This is a genomic window from Providencia sp. AGC89 (genome assembly GCF_053543535.1).
The window spans coordinates 44,357-63,557 of the sequence record NZ_JBIXLP010000089.1 but is presented as its reverse complement, the minus strand read 5'-3'; the positions used below and the strand labels follow the sequence as shown (position 1 = coordinate 63,557).

Here is a 19,201-nt window from a genome sequence, read left to right as displayed (position 1 = left end):
TACAAACCATTAAACATGCTTTTTTACGTTGTTTTTATTGAGAAAATAAAACATACATGGAGTGAATATAATTCATATATATACACTCAATTATTGTCAACCATAGTTATAATTCTGATTTATTTATAATAACGAACACAAAAAACATATTAAAATGTCAAATAAGAATACATCAATAATCACTTTACAACGGGGTGTTTTACTACTTTTTATTTGTTTCCTCGCAATGTATTTATTACCGGGAATATATAGCCATAGCCCTTGGAAGCAAGATGAAAATTATAGCTTTGGCATTATTCAAACCATGTATGAAACTAATGAATGGTTAGTCCCAACAAATGCGGGTGAACCATTCATGGAAAAACCTCCGCTTTATTATTGGGTTGCTACTATTACATCCCATTTATTTTCTGGTTTTATGCCCCTTTATGATGCAGCTCGTAGTGCAACTTTGCTGTTTTCAGCGCTCAATTTCGCTTTCTTTTTATGCTTAGCGCGCCGCTTTTTCCAAGCTAAAGACTTTACGGATACACGCATTTGGTTAGCTTTCGCACTCTATGCCTGTGCCCCAGGGGTTCTGCGCCACAGCCATGATATGTTCACAGATGTTGCTCTTATGGCTGGGGCAACTATCGGCCTTTATGGGTTACTCGGGCTAATACAGCAACAGAAACTGTTGATGTCTAGCCTTTGGTTATCCCTAGGGACGGTAATCACAATGCTCTCAAAAGGGGTTTTCATCCCCGGCGTTTTATGGATTTGCTTAATTTTATCCCCTATTTTTATTCGCCAATGTAGAACCAAGCAATTCTGGCTATTCAGTTTATCCGCAGGGTTAATCGCCCTTGTTGCTATTTTACCTTGGCCTATCCATTTATACTTGCAGCATCCTGACTTATTTATGGTGTGGTTTTGGGAAAACAATATTGGTCGCTTTTTCGGGTTTTCTGTCGAAAAATTAGGTGCAAAAGCCAATTTAACACGTATTCCAGCTGCCGTTTTATTGTTCGCCTTTCCTTCGGGTCTACTAGCTACAGCATATTTTTTAAGGCACCCTATCAAGCGGTTATTCAATCAAAACCAATATTTACTCACCCTATTTCCTTTATTAGGCATTGTTTTTTTGCAGCTTTCAGCTTCAGGTCGTGCCTTGTATTTGCTCCCATTTATTGCCCCAATGGCGATTTTAGCAACACAAACACTCTTAGCTGCTCCAGCGAAAATTTTACGTTATATTTCATATTTCGCGGCAATATTCTGGTCATTACTGATTCTATTTCTTTGGGCCTGTTACCTAATAGCATTAACAGGCCACCAGCAAGAATGGCTCAGCCCTTTTAGTCGCTGGCTACCGATGAGCTACCAGATGCCATTTTCCTCAGTGGCTTTTGTGAGTGGCTTAGTCATTACCTTAGTTTGGTTTTTACGTAATAAAATCATCGCTAACCCTATTTCACCTGCATTTCAGATGATGAAAAATTGGTTACTTGGGCTATGTTGCGTCTGGGGCGTGATTTTAACCTTATTTCTCGGATGGGTGGATTACACTAAAGGTTTTGAGGGAGTTTTTGTCGATTTAGATCAACACTTAGCAGGCCAATTTACTGCAACTGACTGTATGGCTTCAGATAATATTGGCGAATCAGAAGCACCCATGCTCTATTATTACACTGGTATCTTACACCAACGCCAAGATCGTTTTGAGCGCCCCGCACAATGCCGTTGGTTAATTGTACTATCAAAAGAAATTAAACCGGCCCCACAAGGTATGAAGTTATTTTGGCACAACCATAGGCCAGATGAAGATCGTGAAAACTTAGTGGTATATAAAGCTATTGAGTAATCGATAAGCGGTGTACTCCCTACCTGAGTGCACCGCTAAATTAATTAATTTGTTAATTGTTCAATAGATTGAGCACTGTACTTCTCACGAGTAAACCATAAAAAGATAGCCGCAGATAAAATCAGTAACACTGGTAGGCCTGAAGGTGAAATAGATGTAGCAATGCCCCCTAACAACGGCCCAGATAAATTACCGATCCCCCACAGCATAGCGGCAGCAGCATTCGCTACAATTAATTCATTCCCTTTAAAATACTGGCCTATCTGGACTAATGCGATGGTGTAAATTGCCCCTGCTGTTGCCCCTAAAACAAACAACAACCCCCAAATAAGATAAGGTTGGTCTATCAAAAAAGGGAGTAAAAAACTTGCACCTAATGTCACAACACCACAAATTCGATACAGTTTTTCTCTATTCATATGGTCAGCTAGCCAGCCAAACGGCAGTTGCATAATCGCATCACCGGCTAAAATTGCGCTAATCATTAATGCAGCAACAGCCTCTGTGTGGCCCATCCCCATCCCATAGATTGGAAACATAGATAGAATAGTGCCATCAAAAAAAGCAAAAAATAAAATCCCACCGCAAATACCTGGGGCAATTTTTACAAACTGAATAATAGAGAAATTAGACTTCGCGGCAGCCTCTGCGGAATGATCACCAACTTTTTGATCCATCAAAAGAAATAACGCCACCGAAATTAAATGGATCAATGTACAAATTAATAATGGTGATTTGTCTTCCACGCCATAATAAGCAATAAATGATGGCCCGAGTAATTGGCTCACTGTAAAGACAGTCGTATAAATCGCCAATATGCGGCCCCGCTTATTTTCTGGGGATAGTTCATTGATCCACGTTTCCCCTAAACAAATCATCACACCACTAGCCAAACCAGTAACGAGCCGCAAAGGAAATAATAACCACAGCGGTAAGGTACTGAGTAATGGCAATAAACTCACAGCAGAAATGATGGTTGCCAATAACATGGCCTTTCGCTTACCTGACCATAACACAATACGTTGGACTACAGGCGCGATTAAAAACATCCCTAACGCAGGTGCTGCGGAAATAATGCCAATATACAATTCATTGACACCATAATTATGTAACCTAAGCGCGACCATCGGTATACTTAACCCGATCACGATACCAATAACAGCAATACTCATGGTGATCGTAAAAATAGCGAAAAACGGGGAACGACGACAATTTTGCAAAAACTGATTATCAGAGCTCATTTTGAACTTAACTCGTTTCCTCTTCAAAAGAAACAGGTTTTAACTCCATGAATAAATAACTATTTAAAATAAAAAACCAATAAGCCACTAATGAAAACTATAGTTAGCTCATCAATTGTAGCATGACTAATATATTCCGCTATTTATCTCTACAAAAGCAGATTGTATTATTTATTTTAATGCCTTAGATGAACTAAAGAACAAAAAAATATCGATATAACAATGCGATTCCTGAGACTAAAATAACAATATTAATAATTTTCAAAAATGCTTCACGGGAAATTTTTAAGGTAATATGCCTACCCGCCCAAATACCGATTAACATTGCCGGGGAAAATGCCAAAGCAATCAATAAAATATCAATATTTAGATAAACACCCATAACCAAGAATATGATTACTCTGGTAAGAGTACTAAAGCCAATCAGTGTCATCTGAGTGATACGAAAACGTTGTTTATCTTCAATTCGGCTCGATAAATACATCGCATAGATAAACCCACCACTACCAAATAAGGCACTGAAAATACCGCCTATTAAACTGAATGGAACAACAAGTGCTTTGGAAAATGGTGTTTTCACTTTCTTGGAGAAGAAAGTGTTTAATACATAACCGATCACGAACAAACCCAGTAATAATACTAAAATATCCGGTCGCGGTTTTAATAAAATAGCGGCTCCAATTAAACTTCCTATTACCATTAGTGGAATTATCCATTTTATCTCTTGATAATCGGCTTTTTTCCCATCTCTAAATAAATTTAAAATGGCCGCAGTTAAATCAATTAGCGCTAATATTGGGACAATCATACTTAAGGGCAAATACATAGCCAGCACAGGAGTTGCGATAAGAGCTGAGCCAAACCCCGCCATACCAAAAACCAAATAAGCGAAAAGTAAAGTCACAAAACAAATCGCCATCTCTGGCGTTAATAACCCAAACGGCATACTGATTTAACTCCTAAAATTTTTGATACTCTCACTATAAATTTTTTAGGACAGATTAAATAGCCTTATTTTTTTGTGGGTAAATTTTAAAACTATATCAAAAAATAAAATAACCTCTTTAAATACAATATAAGATGGAGAATATGTGATTAGTTCTACTGAGTCATGTAGAATTAGCATAATGAATTGGAATTTAGGGAAAGCCATATTGTGGATAAAAAAATTAATATAAAAATTGGTCAAAAGATCCGTTTACTTAGGCAAGCTAGAAACCTTTCGTTGAATGAACTATCTCGCCTATCTGGGATCTCAAAAGCCGCATTATCCAAATTAGAATCCGGCGATTCAAACCCACGTATTGATACATTAGAATCGATTGCCATCGCGCTGCGTTTTCCGCTTAGCGATTTATTTACACGCCAACATGAAGCTTATCCCTACTTTGTCAAAGGGTCCTCGAGTGAAGAGGAATATTCACAGCAATTTAAATTCCGTATTAGTATGGGGAATATCTCCGAAATCTGGCAATTAACCATGAAAAGAGGGGCTATTATTAATAGCCCTGCGCATATGAGTGGAACCCATGAGCACATTATGGTGAATTCAGGTTCACTAATGTTGCGTTTGCATAACGATCAAAACATCATTCTAGAAGCAGGCGATTTTTATGCATTTAGCGGTGATTTTCCACATTCTTATTTATGCATAGAGGGAGAGTTACAAGCGACTGTAGTCATGACTTACTCCCATATCAGCGAAGGTGTTTAAACCGAGGCATGTTGTGCATCATAGCTAATGCGCAACGTCCCTTTTTTATATTTCATCGACTTAATTGAAAAATGCGTAATGCTATCCAATGAACCAACGTGCGTTCCTCCGCATGGCATTTCTTCAGTTTGGTCGATATAACTGATCCTCAGCTCGTCGTTTTGTTTTATTTCAACTTTCCGGCCACTGCTAATGCTTTGATTAACAATATCTTCAATATATTGACTATCCAGTTTTTCAAACGGCACAACCTCACCATCCATCATACAAAACTCGACTCGAGATTCATCAGGAAAATGATGCCCTTTTTGTGCAAGCCAGCCAAAACGCCGTAATTCCCAGTTTAACAAATGCCCTGCGGTATGCAGTGCGGCATATCGTTGACGTTTTTCTCCGTCAATAGCTGCAACAACGGTGCTCTCTAAATTTAAATTTATCCCATCAGGGAGATAAGCAACAATCAAACCGTTTAGGTGTTTCTTAATACGAACGGGCTCATTATTAACCCAAGCAGTATCGGCGGGTTGCCCACCACCTTGTGGATGGAAAATGTTATCTTGTAGTGCAACCCAGTGCCCTTCCTCGTCACTACCTTGTTTTAATAGAACTGTTTCTACTTCATATTGGTAAGTATTGGTGAGATAAATGTTGTTCTGCATAACTTTCGTACCTTTTATTATTCAATTTAGCAGAATGTATTCGCTTTTCATTCCCTAAACTATTTCTATAACCGCTTAAATTTATATCACCTTTGTTCGCTTTAGGAAACCCTTATTTATGATACTACGTTGAAAATTAATCATGATAAAAAAAGCCCACACGCATTGTGTAGGCTATTAAAAAAGGTGCTGATAAGCATTACTGCAAATAATTCTGCATGGTTTCGAAGAGACGTAAATCGTCACTGAAACGAACTTCTCTCACATCTTCAAGCTTTTCAACTTGATTAATCATTTGTGATAGACGCTCGTCTTTTTGCACCAACAGCCATATCCGGCTTTCATCTTTATTTTTAATTGGCATACAAAGAATGCCATCAACGTTAAAAGCTCTGCGTGCGAATAAGCCACATATATGTGACATCACGCCGGGATGGTTACGAACAATTAACTCTAAAGCTATTGGGTGATGTTCAAATGCCATAATTAAGCTCCAATCATATCAATGTTAGCTGCGCCTGGTGGAACCATTGGATAAACCTTCTGGTTAACATCAATTAAAACATGGATCAAACAAGGGCCTTTGGTATTCATCACCCTTTCCAGTGCCATTTCAGGATCTTCTTCATTATTTAAATCACACGTTTGTAAGCCAAAACCTGCCGCTATCTTAATAAAATCAGTTTGATAAGGATAAGCTGCCGCAAATATACGATTCTCAAAGAACAGATCCTGTTGTTGATGTACCATTCCCAACGCTTGGTTATTCATCAAAACAATTTTTATATTTAATTGGTGCTCGGCGGCTGTCGCCAGCTCTTGAATATTCATCATCAAGCTGCCATCACCCGAAAAACAAACAACCGTTTTGTCTGGCTCTGCTAATGCGGCTCCAATCGCCGCTGGTAAACCAAACCCCATGGTGCCTAAACCACCAGAAGTCAGCCATTGGCGAGGGCGCGATAATGGATAAGCCTGAGCTGCCCACATTTGGTGTTGCCCAACATCAGTTGTGATAATCGCATCTTCACCCGCAGCCCGCGCAGTAGAAAGAACTAATCCATAATGATTTAACGGGTTGTCTGCCTCGCGGAGATCCAATGGGTATTTATTTTTCAATTCACTAACTTGATTAACCCATTCAGTACGTTCATTACGTTCAACTAAAGGTAATAATAGTTCCAAGATCTGCCCTGCATCTGCGTGAATGGCGATATCTGGTCGTTTAATTTTACTAATTTCCGCTTTATCGATATCCACATGAATGATTTTTGCATTAGGGCAAAACTTCTCTGCCTTCCCGATTGCTCTATCGTCAAAGCGTGCGCCAATAACAATTAATAAATCAGACTCTTCCATGACCATATTTGTGCTAGCAGCAGCATGCATGCCTAACATACCTAAATATAATGGGTGTCGCATAGGGATAGTGCCAAGCGCCATTAAGGTCATCGTCGTCGGTAATGAGGCTTTTTCCGCAAACGCAATCGCTGTTTCTGTTGAATCAGAACTAATAACCCCACCACCAAAATACAGTACTGGGCGCTTCGCATTATTAATCATTTCAGCTGCTTGCAGAACTTTTTCCATATCAAATGCTGGCGCTTTATCTTTCGGTAATACTTCTGGTATTTCAGTCAGTTCAATAGTGGCAGTTTGAACATCCTTTGGAATATCAATCCAAACAGGTCCCGGGCGCCCTGACTCTGCTATACGAAAAGCATCACAAATAACTTGGGGTAATTCATTGATAGAACGAACTAAATAATTATGTTTAGTGACAGGAATAGAAATACCATAGGTATCAACTTCCTGAAATGCATCGGTCCCAATCATTGATGAGGAAACTTGAGCTGTAATACAAACTAGCGGGATAGAATCCAGTTTTGCATCCGCAATGGCGGTCACTAAGTTGGTCGCGCCCGGACCACTTGAAGAAATGCAAACGGCCGCTTTCCCTGTAGTACGCGCGATCCCTTGCGCAATAAACCCCGCACCTTGCTCATGACGAGCCAAAATATGCTGAATTTGCTTACTTTTACCTAAAGCATCATAGAACGGTAAAGCCGCCCCGCCAGGAATGCCCGAAACAATAGTAATACCATGTTTTTCTAATAAATAGACGATTAACTCTGCCCCTGTAAAACAGGTTTTATGTGGTGATGTAGTGCCCGATCCGCTCATCATAATTATCCTTTGCTAGCCTGCGACCCCAAGCGGAAGGTAATAAAAAACCCCGCTCGGTTTGCGCCGGCGGGGTTTCTAAATCTGCGTTGATTTGTACCCGTTACGGCGCTAAGCCCACGACCACCACCACACGCACGACCACCGCGGCACATGGCGCGGTTAGTAGTAGGTTTGAGTGATTAAAAGTCATGTTCACGGGGTTTTCCTGTTTAGTTTATTTGGTTTAACTTATTTGATTATTGTTCTTGCTTTCTTTAAGAAAACATAAATTTCTGATGATGACAATCATTTTTTTGCGTTTTAATTTCTACTAATCTCAAATGAGATATACATCACACTCCTCCTAAACCAACGAATAAACTGGGTATATCAATAAACTCAGAATTAAATTTTGATTAAATTTTCCTTTTTTACCCTACATTAAGACTTGACTTAAAGTCAACTTGAAGTAGTACCTTATGTAATATTCTACAGAATTACCCTATTAAAAACATCTTATTACTTGATTTTAATAACTTTTAGTTGAGAGAGGGCTTATGCCAAAATCCGTTTGGTGGTTAACAACGACGCTTGCATTGTTTATAACCGGAAATGCCATTGTACTTTCTGTTGCTGTCGTGGTTGGAGAAAAATTGGCAACAAACCCCACTTACGCAACGCTCCCATTATTAAGCCAGTATATTGGTTTGATCCTCGCAACCATCCCAATTGCCTATGTAATGCAAAGGTACTCAAGAAAAATAGGATTTATTATTGGCAACATTGGCGGGTTAATTGGTGCTGGGTTATCTATACTTGGCGTTTTAGAAAGTAGCTTAATTTATTTTTCTATCGGGCTATTTTTCACTGGTATTGCAATAGGCACTGCACAACAATTTCGTTTTGCGGCAATCGAGGAAGCTCCTGTTTCTTTGCGAGCTAAAGCTATTGGGCTTGTTATGAGTGGGGGCATTGCTGCTGCGTTAATTGGCCCAACCCTAGCGGTTACCACCCAAGGATTTTTTGCAGAATACCCTTTTGCTGGCCCATTTATCATATTAGGCATCATTTATCTTATCGCTTTGCTTTTATTATTAATTGTCCCCTTGAAGAAGACTGTTAAGTCCACAACAGACGAAACCTTAGTTAAACGTAGCTATAAGGCTTTGTATTTACAGCCAATTTTAATGCTGATTGCAATTGTTAGTGCTGCAGGTTACGCCATTGTTGTCTTTACTTTTGCCTCAATTCCTTTATCTATGAAGCAACATGATTTCCCCTTTTCTTCAATTGCAATTGTATTTCAGTTTCATGTACTTGGCATGTTCGCTCCATCATTCTTTACGGGCACATTAATTCATCATTTAGGCGCAAAACGCATTATTTTCTGCGGTATTGTTTTATTAATTTTATCTGCTGTCATGAACTTACTCGCTAACCATTTTTATAACTATCTTTTCGCGGGTATTTTTGTCGGTGTAGCATGGAATTTAATTCTTATCAGCACGACCAACCTGCTACCACACACCTATGAAATACATGAACGTGCCAAAGTACAAGGAATGACGGATTTTCTTATTTATTTTTTTGGGGGAATTGGCAGCTTAGCTGCGGGTATGTTGTTTTTCACTCTAGGGTGGCAAGTGATGAATATCTTATCCGTTGTTATATCCATCGCAATTTTGGTCGGTTTTTGGCAGTTAAAAAGATATATTCCAACGCACCAATAAACCATTTAATACTCACATCTTAATTCTGTGCTTATGGTGTAAAAACAAGTTCATGATAGTTTGTTGCTCCATAAATATATCACCATAAGTCAAACAACACTGGTTGAGTACTAATTAAAATTTTGCATTATTGTTATTTCACAAATTAACAGCCTGTATTTATATCTGTTTATCTTTTATTTATTGGTAATTTACATAATCAGAGATATGATTAAAAAGTAACTAGTAGGAAAATATTATGTATAAAGAAATTACTGTTCCCTACCAAGGGAAATACACGGAATTTCAATCTACAGTTGTCAATGAGATATTAGTTTGGATTGAAATGAACTTAACCAATCGTCTATTACTCGACGATATTGCACTAAAATCGGGATATACGAAGTGGCATTTACAGAGGGTATTTCGCAAAGTTGTTGGGATACCTTTAGGTGAATATATTCGCCGAAGGCGGATATGTGAAGCAGCAAAGGACCTCTGCACGACCGACCTTCAAGTTATTGATATAGCAATAAAATACCAATTCGACTCCCAGCAATCATTTGCAAAGCGGTTCAGAGCATATTTAGGTACATCACCGTCAATTTACCGAATTTCCGGTGAAAGCCAAAATGACCCTTTACTACTGGAACCCAAAGTTGCCTGATACGCAATATGAAAATAAAATTTGTATATTCTTTTATTCAACCTTCAATACAAAGCTCCATGTAAGTTAATTACTGGAGCTTTTTCTATTATTACCTTAAGAAAATATTAATTTAAGAAACTCTTAATTTAAAATTAATAATCTCTTAAGGTTTAAAGTTATTATTTAATTTATTAAGATAAAAATAAAGGCCTCACAAGGAAGCCTTCATTATATTTAATATATTCCTCTAATTATATTGATAATTAGAATGGAATATCATCATCGAAATCCATTGGTGGCTCATTAGTTTGTGGTGCTGGTGCTTGTGAACGAGCTGGCGCACCACCGCCACTAAATTGTTGAGCAGCTTGAGCTTGTGGCTGCTGAGGCTGACCCCAACCCCCCTGACCGCCTTGCCCTTGTGATGACGAATCACCACCACGACCACCTAGCATTTGCATTGAACCACCGATATTAACAACAACTTCAGTGGTGTAACGGTCTTGACCGCTTTGATCTTGCCATTTACGGGTTTGCAAAGAACCTTCGATGTAGACTTGTGAACCTTTTTTTAAATATTCACCCGCAACCTCAGCTAATTTGCCGAAAATAACCACGCGGTGCCATTCTGTTTTTTCACGCATCTCGCCGGTTTGCTTATCGCGCCAACTTTCAGAAGTTGCCAGAGTCAGGTTTGCCACAGCCCCACCGTTAGGCATATAACGGATTTCTGGATCTTGTCCTAGGTTACCGATAAGAATTACTTTATTTACGCCTCTGCTGGCCATTTATTACTCCTGATGCATTGAATTTTAATCTCTGGATTAGCCGAGAAGTTTACCACGACCTCGCTGATTTGCACCACGAAATTGAAACTCCCCCTCGAACTTGCGAAACACTTTCCAAATTTTAGTGTAATTTCTGAGTGCAATTTCAGTATAGACACAAAATAATTCACCGTTTCCCCTTCGACAAATTCGTTCTTCCCTTGAGCTTATGTATAATTGTACATTTTTAAGACTAAAACTCCCCACTCTAGACTGTTTAATTCATAGCTAGGCGGCAAGCGAAGGCATTACAAAGGTATATATAAGTATGTAACTACCTAGCCAAGCACAACCAACAGCACTAAGAATTTAAATAGGAGTAGTAGAAAAATATGGCAAGTACTGTATATCCATTCAGCCATAATTATGTGATAATGATCGCTTGCGATTGTTCAATATCAAATCATCCGGGAAGTGGTAAATGGATAATATCGAAGTACGCGGCGCACGCACGCATAATCTGAAAAACATCAATCTCGTTATCCCTCGTGACAAACTGATTGTTATTACGGGTTTGTCTGGCTCTGGGAAGTCATCTTTAGCTTTTGATACCCTATATGCCGAGGGTCAGCGCCGCTATGTTGAGTCCCTATCCGCCTATGCACGCCAGTTTCTTTCTTTAATGGAAAAACCGGATGTCGACCATATTGAGGGGCTATCTCCAGCCATTTCGATTGAACAAAAATCGACTTCACATAACCCACGGTCAACTGTCGGGACAATCACTGAAATTCATGATTATCTACGTTTATTATTTGCTCGTGTCGGTGAACCTCGTTGCCCTGATCATGACATACCACTAGCAGCACAAACAGTTAGCCAAATGGTTGACAATGTACTAGCGCAGCCTACCGACCGCCGGATGATGTTATTGGCTCCTGTCGTTAAAGAACGCAAAGGCGAGCACGTTAAGTTACTTGATAACTTAGCAACACAGGGTTATATCCGAGCAAGAATTGATGGCGAAGTCTGCGATCTTTCTGATCCTCCAAAGCTCGAATTACAAAAAAAACACACGATTGAGGTTGTTGTCGACCGCTTTAAAATTCGTGATGATATCGCCCAACGTTTAGCCGAATCCTTTGAGACCGCACTCGAGCTTTCCGGTGGTAGTGCTATTGTTGCCGATATGGATGACCCAAGTGCAGAAGAATTGGTTTTTTCTGCTAATTTTGCCTGTTCGGTGTGTGGTTACAGCATGATGGAACTTGAGCCACGGCTGTTTTCCTTTAACAATCCAGCGGGGGCTTGCCCAAGTTGTGATGGCTTAGGTGTTCAGCAGTTCTTTGACCCTGAACGGGTTATCCAAAATACAGAAATATCCCTGTCTGGCGGGGCTATTCGTGGCTGGGATCGCCGTAATTTTTATTATTTTCAAATGATAATGTCATTAGCAGAACATTATAAATTTGACGCAGAAGCGCCATACAGTTCATTAAGTCCTGCTATCCAAAAAATTATTTTATACGGTTCAGGCAAAGAAACGATCGAATTTAAATATCGTAACGACCGTGGCGATGTCACTGTTCGTCGTCACCCATTTGAAGGGGTGCTCAATAATATGGAGCGCCGTTATAAAGAAACAGAATCCACTGCGGTACGTGAAGAACTCGCCAAATACATAAGCAATCGCCCTTGTGTTTCTTGTCACGGAACCCGTTTGCGTAAAGAAGCGCGCTTTGTTTTTGTTGAGAATACAACATTACCTGAAATTGCTGATTACAGCATTGGCCACGCAATGGCGTTTTTCCAAAATCTAAAACTCACGGGTCAACGTGCGCAGATCGCAGAAAAAGTATTAAAAGAAATTGGCGAGCGGCTGAAATTCTTAGTTAATGTGGGGCTTAATTACCTTAGTCTTTCACGTTCTGCGGATACCTTGTCTGGTGGGGAAGCTCAGCGTATTCGTTTGGCAAGCCAGATTGGGGCTGGTTTAGTCGGGGTGATGTATGTTCTTGATGAACCTTCAATCGGCTTACACCAGCGTGATAACGACCGCTTACTCGAAACGTTAATCCACCTGCGTAATCTTGGTAATACTGTTATCGTCGTAGAGCATGACGAAGATGCCATTCGCGCCGCTGATCATGTGATTGATATTGGGCCTGGGGCCGGTGTACATGGTGGGCAAGTTGTCGCTCAAGGCACATTAAATGATATTGTCACGAACCCAGACTCTTTAACCGGTAAGTATTTAAGCGGTGAGCGTAAAATAGAAATCCCTCAGCAACGTGTCCCTATTAACAAAGACAAAATACTCACTGTATTTGGTGCTAAGGGTAACAACCTAAAAAATGTGACGCTAAAAATCCCTGTTGGTCTATTTACTTGTATCACAGGGGTATCAGGCTCTGGTAAATCAACACTAATTAACGATACTTTATTCCCTATAGCTCAACGCCAACTAAATGGTGCAACAACCATTACTCCAGCCCCTTATTTGGATGTAGAAGGTATAGAACATTTCGATAAAGTTATCGATATTGACCAAAGCCCTATTGGCCGTACGCCTCGTTCAAACCCTGCCACCTATACGGGGGTGTTTACACCAATTCGTGAGCTATTTGCCGGTGTTCCTGAGTCAAGAACACGTGGTTACAACCCGGGGCGCTTTAGTTTCAACGTCAAAGGTGGGCGCTGTGAGGCATGCCAAGGTGATGGGGTCATTAAAGTAGAAATGCACTTTCTGCCAGATGTGTATGTCCCTTGCGACCAATGTAAAGGCAAACGCTATAACCGTGAAACGTTAGAAATCAAATACAAAGGGAAAAGTATTCATGAAGTCCTCGATATGACAATCGAAGAGTCTCGTGAATTTTTTGATGCCGTCCCAGCACTCGCTCGTAAGCTACAAACCCTGATGGACGTAGGTTTATCCTATATTCGTCTTGGCCAATCCGCGACCACATTATCCGGTGGTGAAGCCCAACGAGTAAAACTCGCCAAAGAGCTATCTAAACGGGGTACTGGGCAAACTATTTATATTTTAGATGAACCAACAACGGGTCTGCATTTTGCTGATATTCAACAGTTATTAGCTGTTTTACATCAGTTACGTGACCAAGGAAACACCATCGTTGTCATTGAACATAACCTTGATGTGATTAAAACGGCAGATTGGATTGTCGACTTAGGCCCTGAAGGTGGTAGTGGTGGTGGTGAAATTTTAATTTCCGGCACTCCTGAAGAAGTTGCTGAGTGTGAAAAATCACATACTGCAAGGTTTTTAAAGCCTATTTTAGAGCGCGGTTATTAAAAACTAAAGGCACAGGGAAAGCCGCCATGGCTTTCCCTTCATATCATCTGTATTCTTTCTAACCTAACGAATAACTAGTTATTAATACAATAATATCAATTAAATCAGTTTATTGTTCATCCGTCCTCAACAATGAACCTAAATCGCATATGGCTTTCAGTGGATAGCTATTAGAACCAGTTTCTGACGGGGTAGCTCATACTTATTTTATTTTTTGACATCTATTTCATGTGAGGCTGCCGTTATTGATACCGCAACGCTAAAGTTACATGGTGTTATCGATCTCACATCATCGAATCGGGTCGCACAAGAACGTCAAGGGACCTTAACTGGGGATACTGTCTTAAATGTTGAACCCATTAATGATACATTCAGAAATACTTAAGAACTACTCATATATGGGACACTATTTTTCGTCTCAGTGATCAGGTAATGGCTGTTATTACAGATAAAAGATAAAAAAACGCAGGGCTCAGCCTGCGTTTATTGAATAACTTTCTTTATGGGTAAATAACTATTGGCTAACCGCAGCAAATGCTTCGACAATGCGTTTCACATTATGACGATTGACCCCAGCCATACAAACACGGCCAGTTCCCACTAGATAAACTGCAAATTCGTCTTTTAGGCGAGTTACCTGTTGTTGTGAAAAACCCGTATAGCTAAACATACCGCGTTGTTTTAACAAATGGTCAAAGTTTTGCTCAGGTAAAGCTTTCTTCAGTTCATCAACCAGCACTGTACGCATATCTAAAATACGTAAACGCATTTCTTCCACTTCCGCTAACCATTTCGCTTTTTCTGCGCTGTTGGTCAATACGGCAGCCACAATTTTGGCACCATTTGATGGAGGACTTGAATATAGACGGCGCACGCCTGCTTTAAGCTGACCTAATACACGGTCACGCTCATCTGGGTTTTCGCAAATAACTGATAACCCACCCGCACGCTCACCGTAAATACCAAAGATTTTAGAAAATGAGTTGCTAACAAATACAGGTAACCCTGCTTTGACCATAGTTCTAATCGCGTAGGCGTCTTCGTTGATACCTTCGGCAAAACCTTGGTAAGCGATATCCAAAAATGGGATTAGTTTATGTTCAATCGCCACTTTAGTAACTTCATCCCATTGGGCTGGCGTTAAGTCAGAACCCGTTGGGTTATGGCAGCATGGGTGCATTAAAATGATGCTATTTGCAGGCAATTTTTTGAACGTTGCCAACATTTCATCGAATTTAACACCTTTGGTTTTTTCATCGAAATACGGGTAATAGTGAACTTTTGTGCCAGCACCGGAGAAAATAGACGCGTGATTTTCCCAAGTTGGGTCGCTGCACCAAACCTCTGAATCAGGATAGTACTGGTGTAGGAAATCCGCACCAATTTTTAATGCGCCAGAACCACCAATAGTTTGCACGGTTGCAATACGCTCTTGAGCGATCAGTGGGCAATCTTCGCCAAATACTAGTTTTTGCAGTTCAAGGCGGTAATCTTTCAAGCCTTCCATCGGCAAATACAACGACGCACTGGCAGGGAGTTTGTTTAATGTAGCTTTCGCAGTACCAACAGTACCCAGTTCAGGCGTTTTACCTTCACCATCGTAGTAAAGACCGATACTCAAGTTAATTTTATTTTCACGAGTGTCTTTATTAAATTCATCCATCAACGACAAAATTGGGTCGCCCGGATACGCATCAACATGTTGGAACACAGGACATCTCCTAATCATTATTTAGCATTATTTCGTTTTGTTATTTGAAAATAACCCTTTGCTAACTATTCGTCTACATATTCCATCGCAACTCGTGAGGTTAATTTTGTGAGTAACTCATAGTTAATGATGCCTGTTTGTGCGGCAATTTCTTCAACTGGTAGACCATTGCCCCACAAAATAACGTCATCCCCCACTTTATCTTCGGCATTTGGCCCTAAATCCACGACAGTCATATCCATAGAAATACGCCCAATAATTGGCACTTTTCGTCCATTAATTAACACTGGCGTGCCAGAAGGGACATTACGCGGATAACCATCACCGTAGCCGATTGCGACAACCCCCAACCGTGTATCCCTATCGCTACACCATGTTTCACCATAACCGACGCACTGACCAGCAAAATGCTCCCTAACCGCAATTAAAGATGACTTTAATGTCATCACTGGTAATAAACCGAAACTATCTGCACTTTTCCCCTCTTGTGGGGATGCCCCATACATCATGATCCCCGGTCTTACCCAATCATAATGCGCTTCTGGCCAGAGTAAGATCCCTGCGGATGCAGCGATGGATTTTTCACCGTCTTTGCCTGCTATAAACTGTTTAAAGCAAGCTATCTGATTTGCGGTTGTAGAAAGGAGTGGAGCATCAGCTTGGCAAAAATGACTGACGATATTGATAGGAAGCTTAACATTTTTACAACGTTGCAGCCGTTGGTAAAAACCTTCTGCATCTTTTGGTAGCACGCCAAGACGATGCATTCCCGTATCTAGCTTCATCCAAACTTTCAGTGGGTGTGGAAGGTCGGCCGCTTCCAACATTGCCAGTTGCTCTACACAGTGGATAACAGTATCGATACGCTGTGCAGCCATCACAAGCAAGTCAGATTGCTCGAAGAAACCTTCTAATAAAACAATAGGTTTAGTAATACCATGCTGTCTGAGCAATAAAGCTTCATTGAGCCTCGCTACGCCAAAGCCATCCACCAGCTCTTGAACTGCGATACCGACTCCAGCTAATCCATGACCATAAGCGTTTGCTTTAACAACTGCAATCAATTGGCTATTTGGAGCGATGCTTTTCACCCGTTGCAAGTTGTGTCGCAGAGCGCGGCGGTTTATCAATGCGGTTGCCGCTTTCATTATTTCCTCGTTGTTTCTCTCTAATTTGGCCAAAAATTAAGCTGCACGTTGGCAGCTCAATATATTCTCTATTTGTTATACGCTAAAAAATATCAATTTCCATTCGATATTATTTTTATGGATCATTTAATTTTAATACTCTAGCCAATACTCTAAATAGTTTGGGTTGTCGCTAAGCGGCGATTGAGCTAAGCCTAGGAGCATACATAAGTATGTGACTTGCGTAGCTGAGTGTAGCCAGCACCGCGACAGCGCAAAAATATGACGAGTAGAACTATTTAATCTTAATACTCTAGCCAATACTCTAAATAGTTTGGGTTGTCGCTAAGCGGCGATTGAGCTAAGCCTAGGAGCATACATAAGTATGTGACTAGGATTAGGGAATGAAGCCAACACCGCGACAGCGCAAAATATGACGAGTAGAACTATTTAATCTTAATACTCTAGCCAATACTCTAAATAGTTTGGGTTGTCGCTAAGCGGCGATTGAGCTAAGCCTAGGAGCATACATAAGTATGTGACTAGGATTAGGGAATGAAGCCAACACCGCGACAGCGCAAAAATATGACGAGTAGAACTATTTAATCTTAATACTCTAGCCAATACTCTAAATAGTTTGAGTTGTCGCTAGGCGGCGATTGAGCTAAGCCTAGCAGCATACATAAGTATGTGACTAGGATTAGGGAATGAAGCCAACACCGCGACAGCGCAAAATATGACGAGTATTTAGTCTTCGTCGTTATACGCAGGCCCCGCGTAATTATCAAAGCGCGACCATTGACCATTAAAGGTCAAACGTACCGTACCAATGGGACCATTACGTTGCTTACCAAGGATAATTTCAGCGACACCCTTGAGTTCGCTGTTATCGTGATAAACCTCATCACGGTAGATAAACATAATCAAGTCGGCATCCTGCTCAATAGACCCCGATTCACGTAAGTCAGAGTTAACAGGGCGTTTATCGGCGCGTTGCTCAAGGCTACGGTTTAACTGGGATAGCGCAACCACAGGGACATTTAACTCTTTGGCTAGTGCCTTAAGGGAACGAGAGATTTCGGCAATTTCAAGAGTACGGTTATCGGAAAGTGCAGGAACACGCATCAATTGAAGGTAGTCAATCATGATCAAACTTAAACCACCGTGCTCACGGTAAATACGCCGCGCACGGGATCGCACCTCCGTCGGCGTCAGGCCTGAGGAGTCATCGATATACATATTGCGCTTTTCCATCAAGATGCCCATGGTGCTTGAAATTCGCGCCCAATCCTCATCATCTAACTGCCCAGTACGAATACGAGTTTGGTCAACACGGGATAATGATGCCAACATACGCATCATGATTTGGTTACCTGGCATCTCCAAACTGAAAATAAGCACCGGTTTTTCCTCGGTCATTGCCGCATTTTCGCACAAGTTCATCGCAAAAGTAGTTTTCCCCATTGATGGACGTGCGGCAACAATAATTAAGTCAGAGCCTTGCAACCCAGCTGTTTTTTTATCGAGATCTTGATAGCCAGTAGAAACCCCTGTCACCCCATCGTGCGGTTGCTGATAGAGTTGTTCAATCTTTTCAACGGTTTCAGATAAAATGGCTTCGATGCCTTTTGGCCCTTCGTCTTTATTAGCCCGTGATTCTGCGATTTGGAAAACTTTAGTTTCCGCAAAATCGAGGAGATCTTCACTACTACGCCCTTGAGGATCATAACCCGCATCCGCAATATCATTAGCAACAGAGATCATATCACGCACAATCGCACGTTCGCGGACGATGTCAGCATAAGCATTAATATTCGCCGCACTTGGGGTATTTTTCGATAACTCTGCTAAGTAAGCAAAGCCCCCAACACTATCCAGTTCACCTTGTTGTTCAAGGGATTCTGATAAGGTGATTAAGTCAATGGGCTTGCCCTGCTCAAGCAGGATCTGCATTTGTGCGAAAATAGTACGGTGGGGACGGCTAAAAAAGTCGGCATGAGTGACTCGTTCAGAGACGGTATCCCAACGCTCATTATCTAACATTAACCCCCCTAAAACAGATTGCTCCGCCTCAAGGGAATGCGGTGGAAGTTTCAAACCTTCCATTTGGTGATCCCGGGGGGCATCTGTTTTAAAATTCGATGAGGGTTTTTTAGCCATACATTTGCATCCAAGTCTATAATTAACGAACAGCTTCTAGTATACGCCAATCTGATTTTTGTTGTGGCATTCTTTGCACCTTCACGCGAGAGAATTGCCTGATAACGCTTTCAACAAAAAGCACAAACCAATAATTCTT

General features: G+C 40.8%; 15 protein-coding genes. 5 read left to right on the top strand and 10 right to left on the bottom strand.

From position 1 onward, the window contains the following. The first annotated feature begins 154 nt into the window (after window positions 1-154). Window positions 155-1,843, top strand: coding sequence for an ArnT family glycosyltransferase (locus ACIPUA_RS18360; RefSeq protein WP_166685919.1), 1,689 nt, complete (start codon window positions 155-157; stop codon window positions 1,841-1,843). A 44-nt stretch (window positions 1,844-1,887) separates the two neighbouring features. On the opposite strand, the gene ACIPUA_RS18355 is transcribed toward ACIPUA_RS18360, so the two are convergent. Together ACIPUA_RS18355 and ACIPUA_RS18350 are read right to left on the bottom strand one after the other, a co-directional pair. Further along, window positions 1,888-3,084 carry an MFS transporter gene (locus ACIPUA_RS18355; RefSeq protein ID WP_048608645.1) on the bottom strand — a complete coding sequence of 399 codons (1,197 nt, stop codon included), beginning with the start codon at window positions 3,082-3,084 and terminating at the stop codon, window positions 1,888-1,890. 193 nt (window positions 3,085-3,277) lie between these two features. Then, window positions 3,278-4,030, bottom strand: a complete 753-nt coding sequence (locus ACIPUA_RS18350; RefSeq protein ID WP_449059991.1) for a sulfite exporter TauE/SafE family protein — start codon at window positions 4,028-4,030, stop codon at window positions 3,278-3,280. A 210-nt stretch (window positions 4,031-4,240) separates the two neighbouring features. Between ACIPUA_RS18350 and ACIPUA_RS18345 the strand changes: the two genes are divergently transcribed. Then, window positions 4,241-4,798, top strand: a complete 558-nt coding sequence (locus ACIPUA_RS18345; RefSeq protein WP_042848848.1) for a helix-turn-helix domain-containing protein — start codon at window positions 4,241-4,243, stop codon at window positions 4,796-4,798. Here ACIPUA_RS18345 and ACIPUA_RS18340 read toward each other — a convergent pair. The 4 genes from ACIPUA_RS18340 to ivbL form a co-directional block, all read right to left on the bottom strand. Beyond that, entirely contained in the window at window positions 4,795-5,457 is a 663-nt protein-coding gene (locus ACIPUA_RS18340) for an alanyl-tRNA synthetase (RefSeq protein WP_042848849.1), read from the bottom strand. The two genes, ACIPUA_RS18345 and ACIPUA_RS18340, sit on opposite strands and share 4 nt — an antisense overlap. 199 nt (window positions 5,458-5,656) lie before the next feature. Then, complete coding sequence (gene ilvN / locus ACIPUA_RS18335; protein ID WP_042848850.1) at window positions 5,657-5,941, bottom strand: acetolactate synthase small subunit; 285 nt, start codon at window positions 5,939-5,941, stop codon at window positions 5,657-5,659. Window positions 5,942-5,943: 2 nt separating this feature from the next. Beyond that, a complete protein-coding gene (gene ilvB, locus ACIPUA_RS18330; RefSeq protein ID WP_042848851.1) occupies window positions 5,944-7,641 on the bottom strand; it encodes an acetolactate synthase large subunit in 1,698 nt (565 codons plus the stop codon). A gap of 103 nt (window positions 7,642-7,744) precedes the next feature. Further along, complete coding sequence (gene ivbL / locus ACIPUA_RS18325) at window positions 7,745-7,834, bottom strand: ilvB operon leader peptide IvbL (protein ID WP_105880933.1); 90 nt, start codon at window positions 7,832-7,834, stop codon at window positions 7,745-7,747. A 346-nt stretch (window positions 7,835-8,180) separates the two neighbouring features. On the opposite strand from ivbL, the gene ACIPUA_RS18320 reads away from it, so the two are divergent. Together ACIPUA_RS18320 and ACIPUA_RS18315 are read left to right on the top strand one after the other, a co-directional pair. Beyond that, window positions 8,181-9,353, top strand: a complete 1,173-nt coding sequence (locus ACIPUA_RS18320; protein WP_349488765.1) for an MFS transporter — start codon at window positions 8,181-8,183, stop codon at window positions 9,351-9,353. Window positions 9,354-9,591: 238 nt separating this feature from the next. Continuing rightward, complete coding sequence (locus ACIPUA_RS18315) at window positions 9,592-9,999, top strand: helix-turn-helix domain-containing protein (RefSeq protein ID WP_198861122.1); 408 nt, start codon at window positions 9,592-9,594, stop codon at window positions 9,997-9,999. A gap of 245 nt (window positions 10,000-10,244) precedes the next feature. Here the strand turns inward: ACIPUA_RS18315 and ACIPUA_RS18310 are convergent, their stop codons facing one another. Next, complete coding sequence (locus tag ACIPUA_RS18310; protein ID WP_042848855.1) at window positions 10,245-10,769, bottom strand: single-stranded DNA-binding protein; 525 nt, start codon at window positions 10,767-10,769, stop codon at window positions 10,245-10,247. Window positions 10,770-11,229: 460 nt separating this feature from the next. Here ACIPUA_RS18310 and uvrA point away from each other — a divergent pair, with 460 nt between their 5' ends. Next, window positions 11,230-14,064, top strand: coding sequence for an excinuclease ABC subunit UvrA (uvrA, locus tag ACIPUA_RS18305; RefSeq protein WP_042848856.1), 2,835 nt, complete (start codon window positions 11,230-11,232; stop codon window positions 14,062-14,064). Between the two features lie 514 nt (window positions 14,065-14,578). Here uvrA and ACIPUA_RS18300 read toward each other — a convergent pair. From ACIPUA_RS18300 to dnaB, 3 genes are all read right to left on the bottom strand, one after another. Further along, a complete protein-coding gene (locus tag ACIPUA_RS18300) occupies window positions 14,579-15,775 on the bottom strand; it encodes an amino acid aminotransferase (RefSeq protein ID WP_042848857.1) in 1,197 nt (398 codons plus the stop codon). Window positions 15,776-15,840: 65 nt separating this feature from the next. Further along, window positions 15,841-16,923, bottom strand: coding sequence for an alanine racemase (alr, locus tag ACIPUA_RS18295; protein WP_042848858.1), 1,083 nt, complete (start codon window positions 16,921-16,923; stop codon window positions 15,841-15,843). Window positions 16,924-17,649: 726 nt separating this feature from the next. Further along, window positions 17,650-19,062, bottom strand: a complete 1,413-nt coding sequence (dnaB, locus tag ACIPUA_RS18290) for a replicative DNA helicase (protein ID WP_042848859.1) — start codon at window positions 19,060-19,062, stop codon at window positions 17,650-17,652. Window positions 19,063-19,201: the final 139 nt, after the last annotated feature.

Coding starts and splice junctions, on each gene's coding strand:
- uvrA (WP_042848856.1), top strand. CDS start 11,230: ATGGATAATATCGAAGTACGCGGCGCACGCACGCATAATCTGAAAAAC.
- ACIPUA_RS18350 (WP_449059991.1), bottom strand. CDS start 4,030: ATGCCGTTTGGGTTATTAACGCCAGAGATGGCGATTTGTTTTGTGACT.
- alr (WP_042848858.1), bottom strand. CDS start 16,923: ATGAAAGCGGCAACCGCATTGATAAACCGCCGCGCTCTGCGACACAAC.
- ACIPUA_RS18340 (WP_042848849.1), bottom strand. CDS start 5,457: ATGCAGAACAACATTTATCTCACCAATACTTACCAATATGAAGTAGAA.
- ACIPUA_RS18320 (WP_349488765.1), top strand. CDS start 8,181: ATGCCAAAATCCGTTTGGTGGTTAACAACGACGCTTGCATTGTTTATA.
- ilvB (WP_042848851.1), bottom strand. CDS start 7,641: ATGAGCGGATCGGGCACTACATCACCACATAAAACCTGTTTTACAGGG.
- dnaB (WP_042848859.1), bottom strand. CDS start 19,062: ATGGCTAAAAAACCCTCATCGAATTTTAAAACAGATGCCCCCCGGGAT.
- ACIPUA_RS18315 (WP_198861122.1), top strand. CDS start 9,592: ATGTATAAAGAAATTACTGTTCCCTACCAAGGGAAATACACGGAATTT.
- ivbL (WP_105880933.1), bottom strand. CDS start 7,834: ATGACTTTTAATCACTCAAACCTACTACTAACCGCGCCATGTGCCGCG.
- ACIPUA_RS18360 (WP_166685919.1), top strand. CDS start 155: ATGTCAAATAAGAATACATCAATAATCACTTTACAACGGGGTGTTTTA.
- ACIPUA_RS18310 (WP_042848855.1), bottom strand. CDS start 10,769: ATGGCCAGCAGAGGCGTAAATAAAGTAATTCTTATCGGTAACCTAGGA.
- ACIPUA_RS18355 (WP_048608645.1), bottom strand. CDS start 3,084: ATGAGCTCTGATAATCAGTTTTTGCAAAATTGTCGTCGTTCCCCGTTT.
- ilvN (WP_042848850.1), bottom strand. CDS start 5,941: ATGGCATTTGAACATCACCCAATAGCTTTAGAGTTAATTGTTCGTAAC.